The organism is Bradyrhizobium archetypum (genome assembly GCF_013114835.1).
GTDB classification, from domain to species: Bacteria; Pseudomonadota; Alphaproteobacteria; order Rhizobiales; family Xanthobacteraceae; genus Bradyrhizobium; species Bradyrhizobium archetypum.
The window spans coordinates 539,158-561,541 of record NZ_JAAVLW010000005.1 but is presented as its reverse complement, the minus strand read 5'-3'; the positions used below and the strand labels follow the sequence as shown (position 1 = coordinate 561,541).

Annotated in this window: 24 protein-coding genes; 13 read left to right on the top strand and 11 right to left on the bottom strand. The window is 61.9% G+C overall.

Translation table 11 applies throughout. The annotated features are described in order from the left end of the window. Positions 1-97: 97 nt before the first annotated feature. Positions 98-1,123, top strand: coding sequence for an NADPH-dependent curcumin/dihydrocurcumin reductase (curA, locus tag HCN50_RS19145; protein ID WP_171711204.1), 1,026 nt, complete (start codon positions 98-100; stop codon positions 1,121-1,123). Between the two features lie 117 nt (positions 1,124-1,240). After that, a complete protein-coding gene (locus HCN50_RS19140) occupies positions 1,241-1,519 on the top strand; it encodes a hypothetical protein (protein ID WP_171711203.1) in 279 nt (92 codons plus the stop codon). A gap of 104 nt (positions 1,520-1,623) precedes the next feature. On the opposite strand, the gene HCN50_RS19135 is transcribed toward HCN50_RS19140, so the two are convergent. From HCN50_RS19135 to HCN50_RS19125, 3 genes are all read right to left on the bottom strand, one after another. Further along, complete coding sequence (locus HCN50_RS19135) at positions 1,624-2,460, bottom strand: metallophosphoesterase family protein (RefSeq protein ID WP_171711202.1); 837 nt, start codon at positions 2,458-2,460, stop codon at positions 1,624-1,626. A gap of 208 nt (positions 2,461-2,668) precedes the next feature. Further along, the gene (locus HCN50_RS19130) at positions 2,669-3,637 is read right to left on the bottom strand and encodes a dienelactone hydrolase family protein (protein ID WP_171711201.1); all 969 of its coding nucleotides are present in this window, start codon (positions 3,635-3,637) and stop codon (positions 2,669-2,671) included. Between the two features lie 176 nt (positions 3,638-3,813). After that, positions 3,814-4,506: an acriflavin resistance protein gene (locus HCN50_RS19125; protein ID WP_171711200.1), complete on the bottom strand. Its 693-nt coding sequence runs from the start codon at positions 4,504-4,506 to the stop codon at positions 3,814-3,816. 175 nt (positions 4,507-4,681) lie between these two features. On the opposite strand from HCN50_RS19125, the gene HCN50_RS19120 reads away from it, so the two are divergent. The 4 genes from HCN50_RS19120 (at position 4,682) to HCN50_RS19105 (ending at position 9,775) form a co-directional block, all read left to right on the top strand. Beyond that, the gene (locus HCN50_RS19120; protein ID WP_171711199.1) at positions 4,682-5,104 is read left to right on the top strand and encodes an MAPEG family protein; all 423 of its coding nucleotides are present in this window, start codon (positions 4,682-4,684) and stop codon (positions 5,102-5,104) included. Positions 5,105-5,114: 10 nt separating this feature from the next. Further along, positions 5,115-6,413 carry an RsmB/NOP family class I SAM-dependent RNA methyltransferase gene (locus HCN50_RS19115; RefSeq protein WP_171711198.1) on the top strand — a complete coding sequence of 433 codons (1,299 nt, stop codon included), beginning with the start codon at positions 5,115-5,117 and terminating at the stop codon, positions 6,411-6,413. Positions 6,414-6,661: 248 nt separating this feature from the next. Beyond that, positions 6,662-8,260: a glutamine-hydrolyzing GMP synthase gene (gene guaA / locus HCN50_RS19110; protein ID WP_210264987.1), complete on the top strand. Its 1,599-nt coding sequence runs from the start codon at positions 6,662-6,664 to the stop codon at positions 8,258-8,260. Between the two features lie 258 nt (positions 8,261-8,518). Continuing rightward, the gene (locus HCN50_RS19105) at positions 8,519-9,775 is read left to right on the top strand and encodes an AlbA family DNA-binding domain-containing protein (RefSeq protein WP_171711197.1); all 1,257 of its coding nucleotides are present in this window, start codon (positions 8,519-8,521) and stop codon (positions 9,773-9,775) included. Positions 9,776-9,883: 108 nt separating this feature from the next. On the opposite strand, the gene HCN50_RS19100 is transcribed toward HCN50_RS19105, so the two are convergent. Then, positions 9,884-11,083: a hypothetical protein gene (locus tag HCN50_RS19100; protein ID WP_171711196.1), complete on the bottom strand. Its 1,200-nt coding sequence runs from the start codon at positions 11,081-11,083 to the stop codon at positions 9,884-9,886. A gap of 235 nt (positions 11,084-11,318) precedes the next feature. Here HCN50_RS19100 and HCN50_RS19095 point away from each other — a divergent pair, with 235 nt between their 5' ends. Continuing rightward, a complete protein-coding gene (locus HCN50_RS19095; protein WP_171711195.1) occupies positions 11,319-12,578 on the top strand; it encodes a serine hydrolase domain-containing protein in 1,260 nt (419 codons plus the stop codon). 212 nt (positions 12,579-12,790) lie between these two features. On the opposite strand, the gene HCN50_RS19090 is transcribed toward HCN50_RS19095, so the two are convergent. Further along, positions 12,791-13,270 carry an SRPBCC family protein gene (locus HCN50_RS19090; protein WP_171711194.1) on the bottom strand — a complete coding sequence of 160 codons (480 nt, stop codon included), beginning with the start codon at positions 13,268-13,270 and terminating at the stop codon, positions 12,791-12,793. Next, a complete protein-coding gene (locus HCN50_RS19085) occupies positions 13,267-13,581 on the bottom strand; it encodes an ArsR/SmtB family transcription factor (protein ID WP_171711193.1) in 315 nt (104 codons plus the stop codon). The genes HCN50_RS19090 and HCN50_RS19085 overlap by 4 nt, the downstream gene beginning before the upstream one ends. A 135-nt stretch (positions 13,582-13,716) precedes the next feature. Between HCN50_RS19085 and HCN50_RS19080 the strand changes: the two genes are divergently transcribed. Both HCN50_RS19080 and HCN50_RS19075 read left to right on the top strand, forming a co-directional pair. Then, positions 13,717-14,379 (top strand): SRPBCC family protein, encoded by a 663-nt coding sequence (locus HCN50_RS19080; protein WP_171711192.1) that lies wholly within the window; start codon positions 13,717-13,719, stop codon positions 14,377-14,379. Further along, the gene (locus HCN50_RS19075; protein WP_171711191.1) at positions 14,379-14,741 is read left to right on the top strand and encodes an ArsR/SmtB family transcription factor; all 363 of its coding nucleotides are present in this window, start codon (positions 14,379-14,381) and stop codon (positions 14,739-14,741) included. The genes HCN50_RS19080 and HCN50_RS19075 overlap by 1 nt, the downstream gene beginning before the upstream one ends. Before the next feature lie 738 nt (positions 14,742-15,479). Here HCN50_RS19075 and HCN50_RS19070 read toward each other — a convergent pair. The 3 genes from HCN50_RS19070 to HCN50_RS19060 all read right to left on the bottom strand — a co-directional run bounded on the left by HCN50_RS19070 (position 15,480) and on the right by HCN50_RS19060 (position 17,508). After that, positions 15,480-15,845, bottom strand: a complete 366-nt coding sequence (locus tag HCN50_RS19070; protein WP_171711190.1) for a hypothetical protein — start codon at positions 15,843-15,845, stop codon at positions 15,480-15,482. Between the two features lie 264 nt (positions 15,846-16,109). Next, positions 16,110-16,931, bottom strand: a complete 822-nt coding sequence (locus HCN50_RS19065) for a phytanoyl-CoA dioxygenase family protein (RefSeq protein WP_171711189.1) — start codon at positions 16,929-16,931, stop codon at positions 16,110-16,112. A 184-nt stretch (positions 16,932-17,115) separates the two neighbouring features. Further along, entirely contained in the window at positions 17,116-17,508 is a 393-nt protein-coding gene (locus HCN50_RS19060) for a VOC family protein (protein WP_171711188.1), read from the bottom strand. A gap of 175 nt (positions 17,509-17,683) precedes the next feature. On the opposite strand from HCN50_RS19060, the gene HCN50_RS19055 reads away from it, so the two are divergent. The 3 genes from HCN50_RS19055 to HCN50_RS19045 all read left to right on the top strand — a co-directional run bounded on the left by HCN50_RS19055 (position 17,684) and on the right by HCN50_RS19045 (position 20,421). Further along, on the top strand, positions 17,684-18,898 hold the full coding sequence (locus tag HCN50_RS19055) for an MFS transporter (RefSeq protein WP_171711187.1): 1,215 nt from the start codon (positions 17,684-17,686) through the stop codon (positions 18,896-18,898). A 160-nt stretch (positions 18,899-19,058) separates the two neighbouring features. Further along, on the top strand, positions 19,059-19,517 hold the full coding sequence (locus HCN50_RS19050) for a RidA family protein (RefSeq protein ID WP_171711186.1): 459 nt from the start codon (positions 19,059-19,061) through the stop codon (positions 19,515-19,517). Positions 19,518-19,524: 7 nt separating this feature from the next. Continuing rightward, the gene (locus HCN50_RS19045) at positions 19,525-20,421 is read left to right on the top strand and encodes an alpha/beta fold hydrolase (RefSeq protein ID WP_171711185.1); all 897 of its coding nucleotides are present in this window, start codon (positions 19,525-19,527) and stop codon (positions 20,419-20,421) included. A gap of 13 nt (positions 20,422-20,434) precedes the next feature. Here the strand turns inward: HCN50_RS19045 and HCN50_RS19040 are convergent, their stop codons facing one another. Continuing rightward, positions 20,435-20,929, bottom strand: a complete 495-nt coding sequence (locus tag HCN50_RS19040; protein WP_210264986.1) for a cupin domain-containing protein — start codon at positions 20,927-20,929, stop codon at positions 20,435-20,437. A 71-nt stretch (positions 20,930-21,000) separates the two neighbouring features. Next, a complete protein-coding gene (locus tag HCN50_RS19035) occupies positions 21,001-21,675 on the bottom strand; it encodes a VOC family protein (RefSeq protein ID WP_171711184.1) in 675 nt (224 codons plus the stop codon). Positions 21,676-21,823: 148 nt separating this feature from the next. On the opposite strand from HCN50_RS19035, the gene HCN50_RS19030 reads away from it, so the two are divergent. Then, positions 21,824-22,357 (top strand): MarR family winged helix-turn-helix transcriptional regulator, encoded by a 534-nt coding sequence (locus HCN50_RS19030; RefSeq protein WP_171711183.1) that lies wholly within the window; start codon positions 21,824-21,826, stop codon positions 22,355-22,357. The last annotated feature ends 27 nt before the right edge of the window (positions 22,358-22,384 follow it).

Below are 22,384 nucleotides of genomic sequence, written 5' to 3'. Positions count from 1 at the left end.
GCGGCGAAGCAGTCCATTTCACCGGTTGCGGAGCTACGGATTGCTTCGCTACGCTCGCAATGACGGAAAACAACAAACAAGAATTCGGAGGAGCCCCATGTCCGCATCCGGCAAACGCATCGTCCTCGCCTCCCGCCCGGTCGGCGAACCCAAGCCCAGCGATTTCCGCCTCGAGGACTGCCCGATCCCGACGCCGGGCGCCGGCGAAGTTCTCCTGCGCACGATCTGGCTGTCGCTCGATCCCTATATGCGCGGTCGTATGAGCGACGGGCCTTCTTACGCGCAGCCGGTGCCGGTCGGCGGCGTGATGGAGGCGGGCACGGTCAGCGAGGTGATCGCGTCGAACAATCCGGCCTTCGCCAAGGGTGACATCGTGCTGTCGCGCGCAGGCTGGCAGACGCACGCGATCTCCGACGGCAAAGGTCTGGCAAAAATCGATCCCAAGCTCGCGCCGATCTCGACCGCGGTCGGCGTGCTCGGCATGCCCGGCATGACCGCCTACACGGGGCTGTTGGATATCGGCAAGCCGCAGGCGGGCGAGACCGTCGTGGTTGCGGCGGCTTCCGGTGCCGTCGGCTCGGCAGTCGGCCAGATTGCGAAGATCAAGGGTGCCCGCGCGGTCGGCATCGCCGGCGGCAAGGACAAGTGCGCCTACGTCAGAGACGAACTCGGTTTCGACGACTGCCTCGATCACCGCGATCCGGATCTCGCGGCGAGGCTGAAAGAGGCCTGCCCGAAAGGCATCGACGTTTATTTCGAGAACGTCGGCGGCGCGGTGTTCGAAGCGGTGTTCCCGCTGCTCAATGCGTTCGCGCGCATTCCCGTCTGCGGCCTGATCGCGCATTACAACGATACGCAGGCGGTGGCGCCGAAATGGGCGCCGTCCTTGATGCGCGCCGTGCTGACCAAGCGCCTGACCATCCGCGGTTTCATCGTCAGCGATTTCGCCGCACGTCACGGCGATTTCCTGCGCGACATGTCGGCGTGGGTGCGCGAGGGCAAGGTCAAGCACAAGGAGTTCGTCACCGAAGGCCTCGAGAATGCGCCGGCCGCATTCATGGGCCTTCTGAAGGGCGCCAATTTCGGCAAGCAATTGGTGCGCGTCGGGCCCGATAAAGCTTGAACTAAGTTGCGGTGACCGCGGGGAACATCCAAGGTGAACCTCACGGTCACTTGAGGCGGAAGGCGGAACGTCCTTACCTAAGTATCGTTTGGCTTTGACATCCAATGGAGAAGCCAAATGATGAACTTCAAGAAACTATCGCTCGGCCTGGTTGCCGCCACGATGATGGCCACTCCCGTGATGGCTCAAGCGGTCTATCAGGAACCCGGCGTCGTGGGGTTCAACTATCCGAACTCCGCCTACACGACGGGAGGCTACGGCGTCACCGTTATGCCCGGACCCGGCTACTATTACGGTAACCGGTTTCATCCGGCGCCACGCGTCGGTGCATTTGCCACCGCACCGTGGGATGACGGTTCCTACTCCTCCTATGGACTCGTTGAGCGCCAGTGGTGATGCGCTCTGACGTCTGACGCATGATCAAGGATCTTTCGAGAAGATCATGCTCAGTCAAAGCGACGGAGCGGGGGACGATTCGAGGGAAACTCGCTTCCGGTCCTTCATTTCCTGCCAATCAGCGAATCCAGATCAACATCAGTTTGGCCCGGCACCTTGACGTGCCGGACCTCGAAGGAGTCGGGCTGGAAGCGATACTCCACCAGCCCGACCTCCTTGAAGCCGATGACCGGCTGAATACGTTCTGGAAGGATGAAGCCGGTCGATGGTGCCCAGACATGGCGCGTATGGCGAAACGAGAAGTCGCGGCGCTGATGGACGTGCCCGGAGGCGACCAGCCGCAGGTCGACCGCAGCGAACAGTTCGATCAGATTTTTACGCCGGGGCTGCGGAACGTAGCGGATCGCCGTGTCAACCGTCTCGGGATCGTCGGGCGTGTTCAGAAACAGCGGCTTGTGCAGGAACAGCGCGACCGGCCTGCCGTTCACGCCGGCAAGCTCTGACGCGAGCCAGCCGAACTGCTCGGCCTCGCTCTCGATATCGGTGTTCATGAGCAGCGAGTTCAGTCCAATAAAGCACCAGCCGGCTTCGTCGAAGCGCCAGCGGTCTTCGCCGATCACGGCGAGATATTTCCGTCGTTCCTGCTCGTTCGCCGGTTGCTTCGGCGCGGCACCGACGGCCGTCGGGTTGTCGCCGACGTCGTGATTGCCGGGCAGGTGCCGGCACGGCACCGGCAGCGCGTCGTGCAGCTCTTTTGCGAATGTCAGATCGTCCGGACTGGTCGGCGCATCAAAGGCGAGATCGCCGGTATTGATGACGAGATCGGGACGCGTCGCGTCGATGTGCTCGCTGACGCGGTGAAAATTGTCGGTGAGGCTGGCGAAGCGGGCGGCGCGGGAAAGATGGGTGTCGGAAATTTGCGTTAGGCGAAATTCGTGCATGCAGTAGTCCTTTTGATCCAATCATAGCCGGACCTGGAGTCGGAACGATGACGGATTCAAACTCTTGCCCCACCTCACTCGTCGTACCCCGCGAAGGCGGGGTACCCAGTACGCCGCGGCCTCTCCATTCAAACACTGACGTCTCTGGAATACTGGATCACCCGCATGCGCGGGTGACGACGACCAGTTGTGTGACGGATTTCAAGCGTCACCCCAGCGTCCTTCGCCAGAACGCCAGCATATCCGCCTTGAACAGTTCGGCATCGCCATCGCGGCTGCCGATTTTGGCGCCCTTGCGGCCATAGCCGGCCTTCAGCGCGTAGATCATCAGGTCGCGGTCGGTCAGCTTGCTGTCCGCGACGCCGGTGAGCGGATGGATGAAGGCTCCGTCATTGCCGATATAGGCGGTCGGCGCTGCGGGCGAGACCGATGCGTCGGCAATGTCCTCGATCCCGGTGCCGCGATCAAAGCTGTGCTGCGCGCCGCCGATCAGCCGCATCGTCGCTTTGCCGCCGGAGAGGCGGACGGCCTGGCAATGGCCCTGCACCTGCATCGGCGAGCACCATTCATCGGCATCGCCCATGATGACGCGGATTTCGGTTTCGTCGACGGACGGATCGAGAAACTGGTGGCCGCTCCAGGGATAGGCGGCGAGAACGCTGCGAAAACCGGCGCCGGCGCCGACCACCGCATCGGCAAAGCGGCGCGTCGCTGATGTCAGCACGGCGGAGCCGCCGCGGCTATGGCCCTGCGCGCCGATCCGGGAAGCGTCGATTTCGGAATGGGCCGACAGCACCTGCCACGCCGCCAGCACGTCATAGGCGCTGGCGGCAAACGAGAACTGGGTCTGATTGGCGACCGTCGAGGTCACATTGCGGGCGCCGAAACTATCGAGCACAAACGCCGCAAAGCCGTCGCCGACGACCGTTTCGGCATGCGCCAGGTGCGAGGACGCAACGCCAAGGCTGCCCGGCACCACCATCACCAGCGGCAGCTTTCCGTTACGTTTGCGATTGTTCGAGGACGGCAGGAACAGCTTGCCGTCGATCACAAGCCTCGGCAGCTCCGCTGCATTGCTGATGACGTGGAAGTAGTTGATCGGGTTGGCGGTGAGAATGTCGATATTTTGCCCTTTGGCGCCGCCAGCGAAAACAATGTCAGAATCGCGAAATCGCAAGTTGATTCCTCCCGCGGCTGCTCTTGGAGTGGCAGCCGTCGAGGACAGAGTAAACCGCTCCTTCCGTGCGTCAAAGCAAATGTGCCCGCAGGCCTCGCCGTTTTGTCCTTCAGTGCGAAATCTGCAACGGAGGCGCTCCGGCGCCGCGTCCTCGCCGCTGGGCTGGCGCGCGTGCGTCAGAGCACGCGATAGCGGATCGCGAAGGCGTCATGAATCTCCGTTGTCACGGTGCCGCCGCTGACGGGCACGATGTCGTCGGCCAGATGCCACGGCCCGAACTGGCCGGAGCGCGAGGGGCTCGCCGGCAGCCGCAGCCGGAACGTGCTGTGGGCCCTGCCGGGCAGGTTCACGAGCATCACGCGATCGGTAGCACGGTAGTCGAGCGTCACCATTCCGCGCAAAATGCTGCGGCCGTCGTCGGTTGCGCCGAGCGCCTCCTGAATCTTCGCCAGCTTCTGGTTCCGGTTGGTCAGGAGTTCGATCTGTGTGTCGGCTGCCGTCGTGAGCGCGCCCTTCGGCAGACGGATCTCGAATTCCAACGCCGGCTTTGCCGGGTTGAGGCCGAGATAGGCCAAGGCCGCCTGCCGCATGTCCGCGACCACGAAGGCGAGCAGGACCAGCGCCGCGCAGGCGGCAAGCCCATGCTTGACCAGATCGTGGCGGCTGCGGTGGCCGGTGCGGAAATAGACGGAGAGCATGATCGCGACCGCCAGCGCTGCGGCGACACCGGCCAATGCCGACATCACGATGCCGAGCCCGCCATCGGGTCCGTCGCTAAAGCCGACCGTCCGGAGCAGGGAGGTTATGGAGTTGCTGGGCAGCTCAGCGGCGCGGCCGGCGCCGGTCAGGATCGGGGAGGTGATGTTCATCGCCGGCTCGCGGGGGCTTGAAAGCTGGTTTTTAAGAACCAGAACAAAAGGAATTTTCGCTAGTTGGTCGCTGGCGTTCCACTTGTGGTTCAAGCAAGCCGCGCAAGGTGGATTTGTCAGGTGAGGGACGTCCCGTTATTGCTTGAGATCGGGTCGAGGCTTCGGGGAGATTCTCATGTCGGTTCAAATGGTTTTGCTGCCGGTCTTCGTTCTGGTCGGGCTCACCTTCGCCCTCATGCTCTGGATGGTGACGGCCCGCACCAAGGCGATTAAGGCCGGGGAAACCAGCCTGAGGGACATCGCGGCGGGACAGCCGAAATATCCAGCGCGCGTCGCCAACATCGGCAATTGCTTCTCAAACCAGTTCGAAGTACCCGTCCTGTTCTACTTCCTGATCGCGCTGGCGCTGCCGCTGCGCCGCGCCGATCTCTTCATCGTGCTGATGTCCTGGGTGTTCGTGGTGACGCGCTTTGCCCATGCCGGCATTTTCGTCACCACCAACAACATCCAGCAGCGAAGTCTGGCCTGGTTTGCCGGCGCGCTGGTGCTGCTCGCGATGTGGATCTACTTCGCGCTGAAGCTTCTGCTTCTGATCTAGAAAGTATTTGATGACTCCCGCTGCCCGCCTGTCCGCTGCCATCGAACTGATCGACAACATCGACGCACAGCGCGTGCCCGCGGCGAAGGCGCTCAAGGAGTGGGGCACCGCGCACCGCTATGCCGGCTCGGGCGATCGTGCGGCGATCTCCGGCCTGATCTGGGACGTGTTGCGGCGGCGATCGTCGAGCGCCTGGCTGATGGACGCAGACACGCCGCGGGCGCGCGTGCTCGGCATGCTCAGGCTGGAGCGCGGCATGGAGACGGACGCCATCGCCGCACTGTGTGACGGCAGCCGCTTTGCGCCGGAGCCATTGACCAAGGCCGAACGATCAGCGCTTACCTCGCGCTCGCTCGACGGTGCGCCGCCCCACATCGCCGGCGACTATCCGGAATGGCTTGATCCGCATCTCGCCGCCGTGTTCGGCGACGACCGCGTTGCGGAGGCGACCGCGATGGCGAGCCGCGCGCCGCTCGATCTACGCGTCAACACGCTGAAGGCCAAGCGCGAAAAGATTCAGGCGTCGCTGAAGCATCTCGGCGCGCAACCGACGCCATGGTCGCCGGTGGGCTTACGCATCGAGCTCGGCGCCGATGCGCGCAATCCCGGCATCCACGCGGAACAGGATTTCATCAAGGGCGCGATCGAGGTGCAGGACGAGGGCTCGCAACTGGCGGCGCTGTTCACGGCGGCCAGGCCCGCCGAGCAGGTGATCGACCTCTGCGCCGGCGCCGGTGGCAAGACGCTGGCGCTCGCGGCCATGATGGGCGGCAAGGGGCGGCTGATTGCGACCGACCGCGACAAGCGCCAGCTCGCGCCGATCTATGAGCGGCTGTCGCGCGCCGGTGTCCACAATGCTGAAATCCGCGCGCCGAAGGGAGACGATGATCCATTGGCCGACATCCGCGCCTCGGCCGATCTTGTGCTGATCGACGCGCCCTGCACCGGCACCGGCACCTGGCGACGCAATCCCGACGCCAAATGGCGCATGCGCCCCGGCGCGCTCGACGTCCGCCTGAAGGACCAGGCCGAAGTGCTTGATCGCGCGGCAGGGATGATCAAGCCCGGCGGCCGCATCGCCTACGTAACCTGCTCGGTGCTGCCAAGCGAAAACGGCGAGCAGGTGCGCGCGTTCGTGGCGCGTCATCCGGAGTTTTCGATTCAGCCATTGAACGAGACGGCGAGCGTGCTCTGGGACAAAGCGGAAGATTTTGAGAAGGCCGCGCTGCGATCGGAGGAAGGCTGGCTGATGACGCCGCGAAGGACGGGCACGGACGGGTTTTTTGTGTCAGTGCTGAGGAAGGCGTGAGGACGGGTCGTCATTCCGGGGCGCGAAGCGAACCCGGAATCTCGAGGTTCTCAGGGGCGCAAGCGCGCCCCATAGTTCGCGCTTTGCGCGCCCCGGAATGACAGTGCCGTCGATACACGCTTCCAGCAATCGGCACAAATTACGTCAATAATATTGACCTATATGTGCCTTGTCCATCCCCTCAGAAGAATGTGGGCCACCGCGTTCTCGCGGTTGCGAGACCGCCCCCCGTCGCGTATCTGCTTGCCATGACAGCCGCACAAAAAGCCCGCGAGTCGTCGTCGCCTTCGGTGGCCTCGGCGCATGACAAGATTCTGATTGTCGACTTCGGCAGTCAGGTGACGCAACTGATCGCCCGCCGCGTGCGCGAGGAGGGCGTCTATTCCGAGATCGTGCCGTTCCAGAAGGCCGAAGCGGCCTTCAAGGAGATGAAGCCGAAAGCGGTGATCCTCTCCGGCGGTCCGGAGTCGGTGCATGAAAAGGGTTCGCCCCGCGCCCCGCAATTGATCTTCGATTCCGGCGTGCCCGTGCTCGGCATCTGCTACGGCCAGATGACCATGGCCGCCCAGCTCGGCGGCGAGGTCGAAGGCGGCCATCACCGCGAGTTCGGCCGCGCCGACCTCGAGGTGAAGACGGCAAGCAAATTGTTCGACGACACCTGGTCGATGGGCGAACGCCATCCGGTGTGGATGAGCCATGGCGACCGCATCACAAAAATGCCGCCGGGCTTCACGGTGGCCGGCGTCTCGCCGAATGCGCCATTCGCGGTGATCCAGGACGAGAAGCGTAGATATTACGGGCTGATGTTTCACCCTGAAGTGGTGCACACGCCCGACGGCGCCAAACTGCTCCGCAATTTCGTCCGCAAGGTCGCCGGCTTCACCGGCGACTGGACCATGCGCGCCTTCCGCGAGGAGGCGATCGAAAAGATCCGCGTCCAGGTCGGCAAGGGAAAGGTGATCTGCGGCCTTTCCGGAGGCGTCGATTCCGCGGTGGCCGCGGTGCTGATCCATGAAGCGATCGGCGACCAGCTCACCTGCGTGTTCGTCGACCACGGCCTGTTGCGGCTGAAGGAAGCCGAGACGGTCGTCGACCTCTTCCGGCATCACTACAACATCCCGCTGGTGCATGTTGATGCCTCAAAGCAATTCCTTGGCGAGCTCAAAGGCGTCAGCGATCCCGAGGTGAAGCGCAAGACCATCGGCCGCCTCTTCATCGACGTGTTCGAGCAGGAGGCCAAGAAGATCGGCGGCGCGGAGTTCCTGGCGCAGGGTACGCTCTATCCTGATGTGATCGAGAGCGTCTCCTTCACCGGCGGCCCCTCGGTCACTATCAAGTCGCACCACAATGTCGGCGGGCTTCCCGATCGCATGAACATGAAGCTGGTCGAGCCGTTGCGCGAACTGTTCAAGGACGAGGTCCGCGTGCTCGGGCGCGAGCTCGGCTTGCCCGAAATCTTCGTCGGCCGCCATCCGTTCCCGGGCCCCGGCCTTGCCATCCGCTGCCCCGGCGACATCACGAAGGAAAAGCTCGACATCCTCCGCAACGCCGACGCCGTCTATATCGACCAGATCCGCAAGGCCGGCCTCTACGACAAGATCTGGCAGGCCTTCGCCGTGCTGCTGCCGGTGAAGACCGTCGGCGTGATGGGCGACGGGCGAACGTACGAATACGTCGTGGGCCTCCGCGCCGTGACCTCCACCGACGGCATGACCGCCGACTTCTACCCCTTCGACATGACCTTCCTCGGCGCGACGGCGACGCGTATCATCAACGAGGTGAAGGGGGTGAACAGGGTGGTGTATGACGTGACGAGCAAGCCGCCGGGGACCATTGAGTGGGAGTAGCAATTAGCGCCATCGGTCACGTTTCTTCATGAGCTAGGGATCGTCTTCATCCTCGCCGAGGGCTGCTCCACCGGATCAGAATCGTTGAGTGCAGCAGACAGCCAAATCCCTCTCGAAACGGCTTTTTGGCCTTCGGGCAGTCGTTGTCACCCTGTGAATTGCCGGGATAAGGCTGCAACCAACTGGCTGTGCTCGCCTTACGTGCCACCATAGCGGACTCGTACCGAATCGGTGCGGAGACTGACTAAGGATCGGCAAATGGACTTGCTTTCAAACGATATTCACAGCCTCACGGCAGCGGATATATTGGCAATGTGTGCCGATCAAGTCGCCGAAGGCGCCACGCTTGAGCTTAAATCGGACCTGCCATCGAACGACGGCAAAGGTAAAGATCCTTGGCATCGAGGAGGTCGATTTTCGGATTACGCTCGAAACTCGCTTGCTAGAGAGATCGTCGCTTTCGCCAACACGTTTGGAGGCGCTCTTGTTCTCGGCATCAACGAAACCAAAGAAAAGCCGAGCCGAGCTGAATCCCCCAACCCGATCCCCCGCATCCATGAGTTGGAACGGTCACTACGCCAAGCGCTACAGGACATCATTGATCCGCCGCTGCCCATACTCGAGTCAAAGAGTATCGGATTTGATAATGAAGGAAACGGTGTCATCATTTTCCGCGTGCCGACCTCCCGCCGAAGACCGCATAGAGTGGACGCCAGCCGAGACGCTTTCATCAGGAGAATGGACGAGTCCGTGAGGATAAGCATGCGCGAGATTCAAGAGCTGACAATTCAAAACCTCTCTGAGACTCGCAGGATCGAAGATACAATAGGGAACATGCGAGCGGCTTTTGGTGCCCGACTTCATGACTGGTTGCGGGTGAACGGCGGACGAGGTGCGGGATTCCAATTGATTGCCTTGCCTACCTCACCAATCGATCTCGGACGCGTTGCAGGGCGCCCAAGCTTGGTAGACATGAGCGGAGAATTTGTCGGAATTGGAGAGAATGACACACAATATCAATTGCTCTGGCCGTTCGGAGCCTACGAAGGGGCTTGGACGCCTGGCCTGCGCCGAATTTCAACATCTCGAGGTACTCATTCTTCCGATGCGCTCTGTGAGTACTCCCTGACTACACAGGCGGTCTGCGAACTGGCGCTATTCACAAAACTATCTGGTTTCTTCGCTGGTTGGCTTACGGGAGCATTGAGCAAGATGCTACTTTGGATCAACAGGATCCGGATCGAAGCTGGCGCGTCGGGCGTTGAGTTTGCGATGGCTCCCCAAGTCGCGGTGATTGGTCAAGAGGCGCAACTCGGCCTCTATGGGGCTCGAAACTTCGGCAGTTATAGCGACGAGAAAATCCCGATTGGATTCGCAGAGTTTCCAATCATGAGCATCGGCGACAAGGAAGAATTTCCGACACACCTGATGCAATTCGACGAAGACCTTTGGAACTTGGTCGGCAAAGACTTTCAGAGATCCCCAATTCGATTTCAGCTTATGAATCCTTCGTGATTATGGCCCTTCCGTAGGAGGCGTGATCCAACAGAGTGAATCCACGCGATGAACTTCAACCGACGGCATGAGTAGTGGGAGTGGGCGATCGGCTCTGAAAGCCGGTGCTCAGCCTTCCCCCGAAGGCTTGCCTTCCTGTTTTTTCATTGCTCTAGTTATTGCCGCGTGAAACGCACGTGTCCCTTCAGCCATTGATAGGATGTTCGACCACTCTGGTGGCTTTCGCCATCCTTTACCCCAGCTGCTATCCAGCAGTAGGTCAAATACTTCGAAGGAAGCAAGCTCCCTATCGTTCGGTGAGTACAATCCTGCTTCTGCCAGTCTGAGTTTAATCATTAGAGGATACGCGAAAGCAGCAAGGACAAGATGCTGCCAAGCTGACCAATTTTTGCTGAACACTGATCGTGGACCTCGATGAACCGTAGCGCTGCGAGCCTCGTATAGCTCTTTCATCCATTTGCGATGTATCGGCCAAGAATTCTGTTCGGGCGCGTACTCCGCGTCTGGCTTGATCCGTTTTGCATTTCCAACGGTCAGGCTGACGAAAGGTGCCCAATGGTCTGCGAATGCTGAAGCCAATCCTTGTGCGGTGTTATTTACTGGCTCAACAAGTCGCTCAAACGCAATAGCTGAGAGCGTCACGCAACTATCCGAATCGAGGTCAGGTGCTTCTGCATTGGCAAGTAAAAAGGTTTCTAGCGACGAGTTGACCGCACGTGCAGCGGAGCATTTTAGACGTTCAGCTTTGTCCAGCGCCTTCAAAAGACGTTCATTGATTACCTCGCATGACGTGCCTTCTATCTGCGGTGGCCGTTGAAATACGACATCTTTGAAGCGTAGCCCCCCGATTTGTAGGCCGCCGCCGCGCCGTGGAAAGTAAGGAGCAATTTGATCCGACCCGGCACTCACGCCTTGGCCAATTATTCGAAACATGGTCGCGTTGAGATGTGGGCTGAAATGTCCCTCAAAGAATCGTTGTTCAGCTAGGCAAGCCAGCGCGAGTTTCTTGGCTGCGTCGACCGCTGAATTCCACTGTCTGCGAGGGATATTCCAAAGCTGAGGGCCGCGAACCCGAAGTACGATTGTGCAGCTTTCGATCGGCTGCCCGTTCCTTCGAACGTAGCATTTCACGGCTTTCTCGACGACCGCCGCGATACTTTGATCGACGATTGTCGCGATTTCGCTTAGGCGCAATGGACAGAAACGAAAGCGTCCAACTCGGACCCGCCGAGGAAGCGTAACCCAAGGCATGAAAATAATAAAACCGCTAGGGTTGTCAGGAAGATTCGCCTGCGAAATGTCCGACATTGGATTGGTAAAGACGGCTCGAAAGGTATGTGCGAGTATAAGTATAGCAATCGACAACTAGCAAGCGTAGCCGGGGTGAGCCCAGCGATACCCCGGCACTGCTCTCCCGCATATCGCTGCGGACATGCGGGTTACCAATCTGCTCGCTCTGGCGGCCACCCCCCGCTCAAAGGCTGGCTGCGCATTGCGAACCACCATGTTACGACTCCGCATCACCCCTCCGGAGCCAGCCTTCATGTCCGTAGCGACCGCACCCAGCCAGACCGCCCTGACCGCCGCCGAAACCGATCCCCAAACCCTCGGCTGGATGCAGGGCTTTCCCCCACCGCCGGACAAAACCATCACCTTCCACAGCGGCTCCTTCCGCAGCTTCCCCGAACTGCGCTGGGCCTGGAGCAATATCCGCCAGCTGGTGCCGACCGTGAATGTCTGGCGTGGGGCAGGGCCGGCGTCGGCGTTGCCGCGCGCGGAGCACGATATCGGCGCGTCCGCTTCGGTCACGATGGACGGTCGTCCCATGACGTTTGCACGCATGCTCGAGGAGACCTATGTCGACGGCATTGCCGTGCTGCACCGGGGCAAGCTGATCTACGAGCGCTATTTCGGCGCGCTGAAGCCGCACAAGCCGCATATCGCGATGTCCGTGACAAAATCATTCACCGGCACGCTCGCCGGCATTCTGATTGCGGAGGGCAAGATCGATCCGCAGGCGCCGGTCACGGACTACGTGCCGGAGCTGAAGGCCAGCGCGTTCGGCGATGCACGCGTGCATGAGACCATGGATATGACCACCGGCCTCGAATACACGGAAATCTATACCGACAAGAATTCCGGCGTGTTCGGCCTCAGGCGGGCGAACGGCATGGCGCCGATCGAGCCGGGCTATGAGGGCGCGACCAACATTTTCGATTTCCTGTGCGCGCAGAAAAAGCAGGGCGAGCACGGCAAGGCATTTGCCTACAAGACCGTCAATTCGGACGTTTTGGCCTTTATTTGCCGGCGGGCGAGCGGCATGACGCTGTCTGATCTGCTCTCCGAGCGCATCTGGATTCCGATGGGGGCGGAGGAGGACGCGCATTATCACGTCGACCGCATCGGCACCGAAAGCGGCGGTGGCGGGCTTTCGACGACGCTGCGCGATGTGGCCCGCTTCGGAGAAACAATCCGCAATCACGGCCGCTTCAACGGCCGCCAGATCGTGCCGTCTCACGTAATCGAGGACATCGCGCGCGGCGGCGATCGCGAAAAATTCAAGCCGGCCGGCTACACCACCTTGCCGGGCGCCTCGTACCGGAACCAGTGGTGGGTGACGCACAATGCGCACGGCGCCTTCATGGCGCGCGGCGTTCACGGGCAGGGCATCTACATCGATCCGATGGCCGAGATGGTGATCGCACGCTATGCCTCGCACCCGGCCGCCGGCAACGCTGCCAACGACCCGGTGACGCTGCCGGCGTACATGGCGCTGGCGAAGGATTTGATGGCGGGCGGATGACGCATCGTCCGGAGACGCGCGAAGCCTGCCATCGGGCCGCGCTACGTGCGGATCGATGGCGCTCCTCACCATGAGCGGCTTATGACGCAGTAGAGTCAGCCGAAGGCGTAAGCTACGGCATTGTCGCAATGGTCCGAGTTGATGAAACGGCGGGCTGCGCTTTAGCTCACCCGCGCGCTTGGCGTCGGTGCCGACGATCCTGCAGTACAGGCCTAGCGGCTCAATAGCTCGGCGAAGCGCCGCAGGTACAGAGGCCAACCTTGGTCACCGGCAACTCCGTCGCGCACGCCTTCCCAGCCTTCGCCATGGCGCTCCAGCTTGCGGTGCTCGATTTCAACGCGGGTCCGGCGTGCCGTTTCGGCGGTGAACCGCACCTCCCACTCACTGGTCTTGTCCGGATTTGTCTCGATCTGCCACTGGGGGCTGATATTCCAGCTGAGGAGCACGCGGTTGGGTGGTTCGTAAGCCAGCACGCGCGCCCAGCGGCACTCGCTGCCATCGACGCCGCGGTCATAGAGATAGCCGCCGACTCGAGGCTCGAACACCGTTTCCGCAATTTCAACCCGGAGCAAGTTGTGCTCGGCGGGTTTGAAATTACCGAACTCTTCGGTGAAGACCTTGAATGCGCGCTCGATCGGTGCCTCGACCACGATGGACCGCTTTACTGAATTGTCTGCTGCAGGCGTGCTCATTGCTCCTCCGGGGGTTGCTCAACGGCCAGTTTGTAGGCCGCCAGCGTCTTGCTCCAGAACTGGTCGAGCTCCGTACGCAGGGCCGCTAGCCCGGCCGGATCGACCCGGTAAATGCGGTGCTTGCCGGACGGCGTATCGGCCACGAGGCCCGCGTCCTTGAGCACCTTCAGGTGCTGCGAGACCGCCGGCCGGCTGACCGGCAGGGCACTAGCCAACTCACTGACCGAGCACGGCCGCTCGACCAGCCGCTCGAAGATCGTGCGCCTTGTCGGGTCGGCCAGAGCCGTCCAGCCCGTTTTCGCGTAAGTCATCACTGACGCGTAAGGATATACTTACGCGTCGCGCTGTCAACGGTCAAAGAGTGGGGGCGGAGATTTTCGGCGTTATAAGTCTTGACTTATATAAGTGCTGCCCGATATTATGTGCCGAAAGACGGGGAGAACGGCATGGAAATTGACGTCGCCACGGTGTTGGGGCTTGTGACGCGCTCGGTGCGCAATTTTGAAAAGGACGGCAAAGCAGCGAGCGCGGTGACGCTGACACGCCTTTATGACACTGATGTCGATGACCTCTGGGACGCGCTGACCAGCAAGGAGCGCATCCCGCGATGGTTTTTACCGGTCGACGGAGACCTCAGTTTGGGCGGAAGGTACCAGCTCAAGGGGAATGCGGGCGGGACCATCACCGCGTGTACGCCGCCAAGGCATTTCGCGGCGACATGGGAATTCGGCGGCGGGACGAGTTGGATTGACGTCAAGCTCGCGGCAGAACGCGACAAGGCGCGCTTGACGCTGGAGCACACCGCAATCATTGAAGATCATTGGAACCAGTTCGGTCCAGGCGCGGTGGGCATCGGTTGGGACCTCGCCGTCACGGGACTTGAACGGTACCTTGCGACCGGAGCGTCGGTCGACCATGAAACGGCCGAGACATGGATGGGTTCTGCAGACGGCAAGGAGTTCATGAGTCAGAGCGGCGAATACTGGCGCGCCGCGCATGTGGCGAGTGGAGTTGATCCGGCCTCGGCAAAGGAGCGGTCAGATCGAACCATCGCTTTCTATCGCGGCGAGATGCCGCCTGACATCGCGCACCCGGGCACAGGAAGCTGATGCACGTCTTCGAAGTCCTCGCCGACCCGGTGCGCCGTCGCATCCTCGAACTGCTCGGTTCGCGTGAAATGGCGTCCGGGGAAGTGGTGGAGGCGATAGGCGCCGAGTTCGGCATCACGCAAGCCGCAGTGTCGCAGCACCTCAAGGTGCTGCGCGAGAGCGGCTTTGCAAGCGTCCGGGCAGAGGCGCAAAGACGCCTCTATTCGGTAGATGCTGCCGGGCTTCAGGTGGTGGACGCGTGGATCGGTCAGTTCAGGAGTTTCTGGGAGCCGAAGCTGGACGCGCTGGCGACGGAGATTGCCCGAGGCAAGCGGGAGCGGCGTAAAGCACCAATGACCAAGCGAACCGGGAGGAGGGCTTAGATCAGATCGGAGCTGTGGTGACAGTGCACTGACGATAACTCAAGGTCGCGCCACAAAACTGGCCGCCAGGCAAATCACTTCTGATTTTCCGAAATCGTGTCAAGCCCAGGAATCAACAATAATAAAAAATATTCCGCTTTCGTTCTCACCCAAATCAGTCGCATAACTCCGCACGTCTCGCGGCAGATGAGGGGCGTTGGCCATCGTCACTGACGTGCGGTGAGATGCGGTGGACGCGGATGGCGCGAGAGACGTTGCGCGCAGGAAGCGTACGGTGAAGTCGTGTGGTCCTGATGTCGCGGTGCTGGCATTAAGTCCTTGAGAAGCGAAGCTTCAAACCAGGCTTCTTTGGGGCGACGGTGGCAAAAAAGCCGTTCGCCGGGGAGAGCACGTTATAAGCCGTAAAGCCACTGCGCAGGGAAGGCCGGGATGCCCCCGCTGTACCTGTATGCTCGTGTGCAGCTCTTGCTATGCGCAACGGCACACGAGACCTCGGGTGCAGCAAGCACCCGGTCTTCCCTGCGCCCTCTGAACTAGAGGAGGGCAAAATGAAATTGCAAGGCTCGGGCAAAACATGTCGCGAGAACGCGATGCTATATCCACGTCATTGCGAGCGCAGCGAAGCAATCCATTATTACCTCATACGCGGAACGATGGATTGCTTCGCTTCGCTCGCAATGACGCGGCGAGAATGCGGCCGTCGCGATACGCTGCGCTCCGACCCTACGAACGCTCAACCTAATATCGCGGCGTATTGAACTGCGGGCAGCGATGCACGTAGTCCCAGGGAATGTCGTAGACGCAGGTGAAACGGAGATCGTCCGACTGCTTGATCGGCGGAGCCTCGACGACGGGTTGCTCGACCTCGCTCGGCAGGCCATAGACCACGCCGCCTGCGCCCGGAAAGAAGCCGACGCCGCGGTGGTGGTGATGATGATGCATCGATCGGAAGGTTGGGAAAGCCGGACGCTGCGGCGCAACACCGGGACCGGCCGGCGCAATGCCTGCACCGCGCGCTGCGCCCGGATCGGCAAATGTCTCGCCCGCGGCAAGGACAAGCGCGACTGCAGTGAGAGACGCGATCAACGTCGTTTTGTAGGTCATGGCACTCACCTCATCGGAGGTTGCTGGGCAGCTTTCCCAACGCTAAGCCGTGCCTTTCGCGCCCGCAAAGACATAATTAATCATTGGTTAAGGCGTAATCTTAATGAGAGGCGCTCTCCAGACCACGCTCGCCGGCGCCGGCACGCGTTAGGACATTCGCATGAATCCAGCGGATTCCGCGTCACATCCGAGTGAGGCGCGCATTCCTTGACGGCAGCGGCATCCTTGACGTTCGCGCGTCGGTTGAGACGTGAGTCCAGCGTGCTATCCGTGCAAAGGCGCCACGCGATTGATCTGCAGGGAGGCAGGCGTGCCATCGTAGCGCGGGAAGATTTCTTCGCCCCACCTAGCGATGGCAGGCCGTTCATCAATGCTCGGCAGGGCCGGATGCATCGCAAGATGCGCGCGAATGGATTCCGGAAGCGAGCGCCAGTTCGGCGCGAACGAAAGCAGCAGGGCATCGCGCCGCAACAGGCTGCGATTGGGATGCGTGCCATGAAGCAACCGGTAGTCTACAACAGCGGCATCGCCGCGGCTCAGGCTGAGCGTGACCTGTCCTTCGTGGTCGCCGAGCGCCGGGTGATCGGGGGCTAGCTGCTCGGCCGCTGCACTGTGCGGCTCGGGAAGCTCGGCGTGGATCGGCAGGCCGCGCCGATGCGAGCCCGGAAGAACCCGCAACGCGCCGGTCTGCCGATCGGTGTCGCTGAGATAGCAGAGCACGGCGATCTGCGGGGCGGCCGGCGCGAAGCTGATGGCGTGATCCCAGCACCACCAGTCCTGGTGCCACAGCAGCGCGGGCGTCGAGCCGCCTTTGGATGAAATATAGGCGGAAATCCAGCGCAGGTCCGCGGCCGCTACCGCAGACCTGATGCGATCAAGCGCGGATGTCTCCTCAAGCAAGCGCGTGACGATCGCATCATTCCAGCGCAATGGGATGAGATCGTTGCCGACGCGGTTCATGATCGGATCATGCGGCAGCGAGAGCTGGCGCTGAACCTGCCGTTCGATCTCCCGCAAGTTTCGCTCTTCAAAGAGCGCCGGGATGGTCGTGAAACCTTCGACTGCAAAACCGCTCGAACCTGACATGCGCGCCCCATTGTGCAGATCGAGCCTCATTAATTGATTCATGGAAATAGCGCGCCCGACCGGTGGCGTAATTCACCGCATTGTATCTCCCGGGGTTTGGCGAGGGAGCATCAGCGGCGCAACAAAGGCGCGAGCCTGATGGTGGTTGATCCTGCGATCAATCGCTACGGTATGGCCCGAACCCTCAAGGGTTCCAACCGCCGCTGCCGTACTCGCGGGTAATGATCTCGAGAAGATGTCCGTTCCTCTCATTGAAGTATACGCCGCGCCCGCCATCATGGTGGTTGATCTTGCCCGGCTGAGTTCGTCCGGGATCGGCCCAGTAGGGGAGTTGCCGTTCCTGGATCCTGCCTAGAATCGCGTCGAACTCGCTGTCGCTGGTCAGAAATGCATAGTGCTGCGGAGCAATATCGCCGTCGACGTTCATGTAATCGAGGTTGGCGCCGTTTTCGGTGGTGACCATATAGAATGGCCCCCATCGGCGCGGCGCTGGAAGACCGAGCATCTCGGCGAGGAACGTTGCCGATGCTTTGCTATCGTGGGTCGAAAGGATTGTATGGTTGAAGTGGACGGCCATGGTGATCTCCCAGGCTCTTCACTGTGCTGCGGCGCTGGCCGGTTAACTGAGCCGCGGGTCAGATCGTTCCCCTGACGGGCCTGCATGCCGCCCTCGCAAAAAAGTGAGCGGCGCCTGTAGCTTTTGGCTCCTCCCGTTCGTCTTGCACCCAGAGAGAGCCAACGGGGAGACAGGAATGAAAAATTCTAGCTATCGCTGGGTAATCGTCGCGGCAGGCGGCTTGCTCGGCTGTGTCGCGATTGGGGGCATGTTTTCGCTGCCGGTATTCTTGCAGCCGATCGCGCGGGATACCGGCTGGTCGGTGACCGGAATATCCAGTGCGATGACGATAGGCTTTCTCGCCATGGCCTTTACCAGCATGGCCTGGGGCACCTTGTCCGACCGGCTGGGGCCGCTGCCGGTGGTGCTGACCGGATCGATCGTGCTGGCAGCAAGCCTCGGGCTGGCGAGCATTGCGACGTCGCTGGTCGTATTTCAGTTCGTCTTCGGACTGATGGTGGGCGGCGCGGCTGCTGCCATCTTCGCGCCGATGATGGCGACCGTCACCGGCTGGTTCGACACCCATCGCGGTCTTGCCGTGTCGCTGGTTTCGGCAGGGATGGGCATGGCGCCGATGACAATGTCGCCGCTCGCCGCCTGGCTGGTCTCGAACCATGACTGGCGGACCTCGATGCAACTCGTGGCGCTCGTCGTGGCCGCGATCATGATTCCCGTTTCGCTGCTGGTCCGCCGCGCGCCGGCGCTGGAGAAGGGCGCGTCCGCTGCGCTCCATGCGCCGGCGGAACCGGAGATGACGCTGGCGCAGGCGCTGCGCTCGCCGCAATTCATCATTTTGGTGCTGACAAATTTCTTCTGCTGCGCCACGCATTCGGGCCCGATCATTCATACCGTGAGCTATGCCATCAGTTGCGGCATCCCGATGATCGCCGCCGTCACGATCTACAGCGTGGAAGGCCTCGCGGGGATGGGCGGCCGTATCGCGTTCGGCCTGCTCGGCGATCGCTTCGGCGCCAAACGCGTGCTGGTATTCGGCCTGTTGGCGCAGGCGTTCGGCGCGCTCGGCTACGTCTTCGTGCGCGAACTCGCCGCGTTCTACGCCGTCGCCGCGCTGTTCGGCTTCCTCTATGCCGGCACCATGCCGCTCTACGCCGTGCTCGTGCGCGAAAACTTTCCCTTGCGGATGATGGGCACCGTGATCGGCGGCACGGCGATGGCTGGCAGCCTCGGCATGGCGACCGGTCCTTTAGCCGGCGGTTTGATCTACGACACGTTTGCGAGCTACGCCTGGCTCTATGTCGGCTCGTGGATCATGGGGCTCGGCGCGTTCCTGATCATCATGACGTTCCGGCCGGTGCCGGTGGCGCGGACCACCGTGCCTGTGCCGGCGTAGCGAGACCGCGCAGTCATGTTCAGTTGTTGTCACCCGCCAACGGGCCGTGCGAATGCGCGCCCGGTGACAGGCCCGGCGGGGACGACGAGTGTTGACCCGAACCATTCCCGCAGCCGCGGGTTGTATTACCTGAACCATGGCTCGTCCGCAGGAGGAAGTGATGGAGCTCGTCACACACAAGAAGATGAAGGGCGGCAAATTGATGTCCTGGGGAAAGGGCACGGTGGTCACGGGCGCAAAGGGATATATCTTTCTGGCCGGCAATACGGCCACGACTGAAAACTACGATCCCGCGAGCGGCAAAGGCGGCGCCGCGGGCGACGCGGCCGCGCAGTGGCGCTCGATCCTGACCAATATCAAGGCTGATCTCGAAGAACTCGGCAGTTCGCTCGATCACCTCGTCAAGATCACGCAATACGTCAAGGGGCCGTTTCCGAATGGCGGCGTCTTAAGCTCTCCCAATTTTCGTCTCGACGTCATGGACGAATTCTTTGCCGAGCATTGCCCGAAGCATTGCAGCTATAACAATCCGCCGCCCTCGGAGGTGATTGGAGTAGCGGCGCTGGCACATCCCGACCTCGTCATCGAGATCGTCGCCATCGCCGCCGTACCCGACTGAGCGTGCGATGTTCGAGGGCTTTCAGTCGGTCGAAATCGACACGGGTTCGGCGCGGATCTTCGTCCGCCGGGCGGGAGCCGGACCGCCGCTCCTTCTGCTGCATGGGTTTCCCGAAACGCATCTTATGTGGCGCGATGTCGCTCCGTGCCTCGTCAAGACACATACGGTCGTGTGCGCCGACTTGCGCGGCTATGGACGAAGCGGATGTCCTGAAAGCTCGCCCGACCATGCGGCCTATTCGAAGCGGGCCCTCGCGGCGGATATGCGCGTCCTGATGGACCGCCTCGGTCTTGCGCGCTTCGCGGTGGTGGGTCATGACAGGGGAGGTCGCGTTGCGCAACGCCTGGCGCTGGATGCGCCTGACAAGGTCGATGCGCTGGCGGTGCTCGATGTCATCCCGGTCTCCGATGTATGGGATCGCGCCGATGATCGGCTGGCCCTGGCGTTCTGGCCATGGTCGCTGCTGGCGCAGCCATCGCCGCTTCCCGAAACCATCCTCGCCCGTTGCGGCGATGCCATTGTCGCGGACGCGGCGGCGAACTGGGGCTCAGAGCAGGCAATCGCAGAGGAGGTGCAGCGAGAATATGCCGCCATGCTGCAGGATGGCGCGCATGCGCATGCGATATGCGAGGAATACCGCGCGGCCGCTTCGATCGATCGCGATCACGACCGGCAGGATCGGGAGGCGGGGCGGAAGATTACCTGTCCCACGCTTGCCCTGTGGAGCGAGGCGGGTCCGCTGTCGAAATGGTACGAGGGCGAGGGAGGACCGCTGGCAATCTGGCGACGCTGGTGCGGCAACGCGAAGGGACAGCCGGTCGACGGCGGTCACTTTTTCCCGGAGGAAAAACCGAAGGAAACGGCCGAGGCGCTGGCCGCCTTCCTGGATAGACCGGACGGCTGAGCCGGGATGGCTTTCAGTGCGCCGCCTTGTCGGCGTGTTGCTCGACGAACGTCGCCAGCGGCTGGCCGGGCTCGACGATGTAGGTCGATAGCATTCGTCCCGTCTCCGGGCCGACGTCGCGGGCATTGTGCGGCGTCCGCGGCGGGATGAGGAATCCGTCCCCGGCGCGCAGGATCACGGTGGGGCGTCCCTCGATCTTCATCTCGACATTGCCGGCGATGATGTAGCCGACCTCCTCGCCGGGATGAACGTGCCATCCCGATTCCACGCCGGGCGGAATCTCCGTCTCCACCTGCACGATCTCACGCCCTGGTACCGACGAGGGCGAGCGCTGGATCACGCGCCGGGTCAGCTTGCCGGCGAGATCGTCGCGCGGAGCCGTCACGGTCTTGTCGGTGGATCCCGTCACCGCAACGTCATGTGCCGACGCCGTACCGGCCGAAAGCGCCATGGCCAGCGCGAGCGCGGGAAGCGAAACGAATGAGAGGCTTTTGGATAGCGTGCGCATCATGAATCTCCTGTGTCGAGCTGACACCGGCGACACGCTTACTGGGCGAGCCGCCGATGATCGGGTGGGTTTCACGCGGCCTGCTGCTGGCCGCTCTGTTCGCGCATGATGTAATCGGCGTACCAGTCCGGCCAGTTCACGTCGTATTGGCCGCCGATCCGCTTCTCGTGCTCGCCATGGGCCGCGGCCGCTCGGCGCAACGCTGCGGCGAGGGCGGCTTGCGAAGTGAATGCCGTCGCGTTGCCATCGATGCGTCCGGGCAACCGCGCGGTGACTTCCTGCAGCAGCCAGCCATTGCCGTCCGGGTCGCTGAACGAGGCGTAGGAGCGATAACTGCCGCGCTCGGGATGCGGACCCCTCAGGCGATTACGTCCGAACAGATAGGGCTCGTCCGTGCCAACGTGCACATTGCCGTCGGGGTGAAACACTTCGCTGATCGCCACGCCGCGGCCGAGCAGCGCTGTGCGGGCGGCTTCGATGTCTGAGACGATCAGGTAGAGGCCGTGCGCAGAGCCGGGCGCGGCCGGGGTGACGTTCTTGCCGAAGATCACCGACGCGTTGGAGCCGGGCGGGGTGAACTGGACCACGCGGTAGTCGTCCGGGCCGGCGAAATCCGCATCGAGCCGCCAGCCGAGCCGTTCGTAGAACTGCTTGGCGCGATCAACGTCGGATACCGGGATGACGACGACTTCAAGCTTCAGGTCGACCGCCGGCGTGTCGATGGTGCGGGGGGCTGTAGTGCTCATGGCTTCTTCTCCAATTAGATCGTGTACGATGTATTCGAATGCGATCTATAAAGGCCCGGGAAGCCTCAATGTCAAGCCTTCCGATTTAATCGGATGCGATATATATGGATGCGAGACTTCACATATTCGTGTCGGAAAGGACAACCCGATGAGATCGAATGATAGTTCCAGGTCCGGTTCAGGCGCCGGTTCCAGGGAGAATTCCAGAGACAGTTCAAGGGGCGGTCAGAAGCCGAAGCCGGCCGCCCGGGAGCGGCGCCTTGGCGACTTCCTGTGCTTTGCGATCTACTCGGCCAACCTCGCCTTCGGGCGGGCCTACAAGAAAGGCCTCGATGAACTCGGCCTAACCTATCCGCAATGGATCGCGATCGTGGCGCTATGGGAGCAGGACGGCCAGACCGTTAGCGAACTCGGCGAGAAGATGTTCCTGGAATCCAACACGCTGACGCCGATCCTGAAAAAGCTGGAGCAGATGGGCTACCTGCGCCGCCAACGCGACCCAGCCGACGAACGCCAAGTGCGCATCAGCCTCACCGATTCCGGCCGCCGGTTGCGCGAGAAGGGCATGCACATGGACCTGGTATCGTCGACCGGACTGAAGCCGGACGAATTCGCACGGCTGCAGCAAACTGTCGTCACGCTCCGCGATAATCTGATCAAGGCGACGGCGGAGGAAGCGTGATGATGCGCTCCGTCGGCGCGGAGCCGT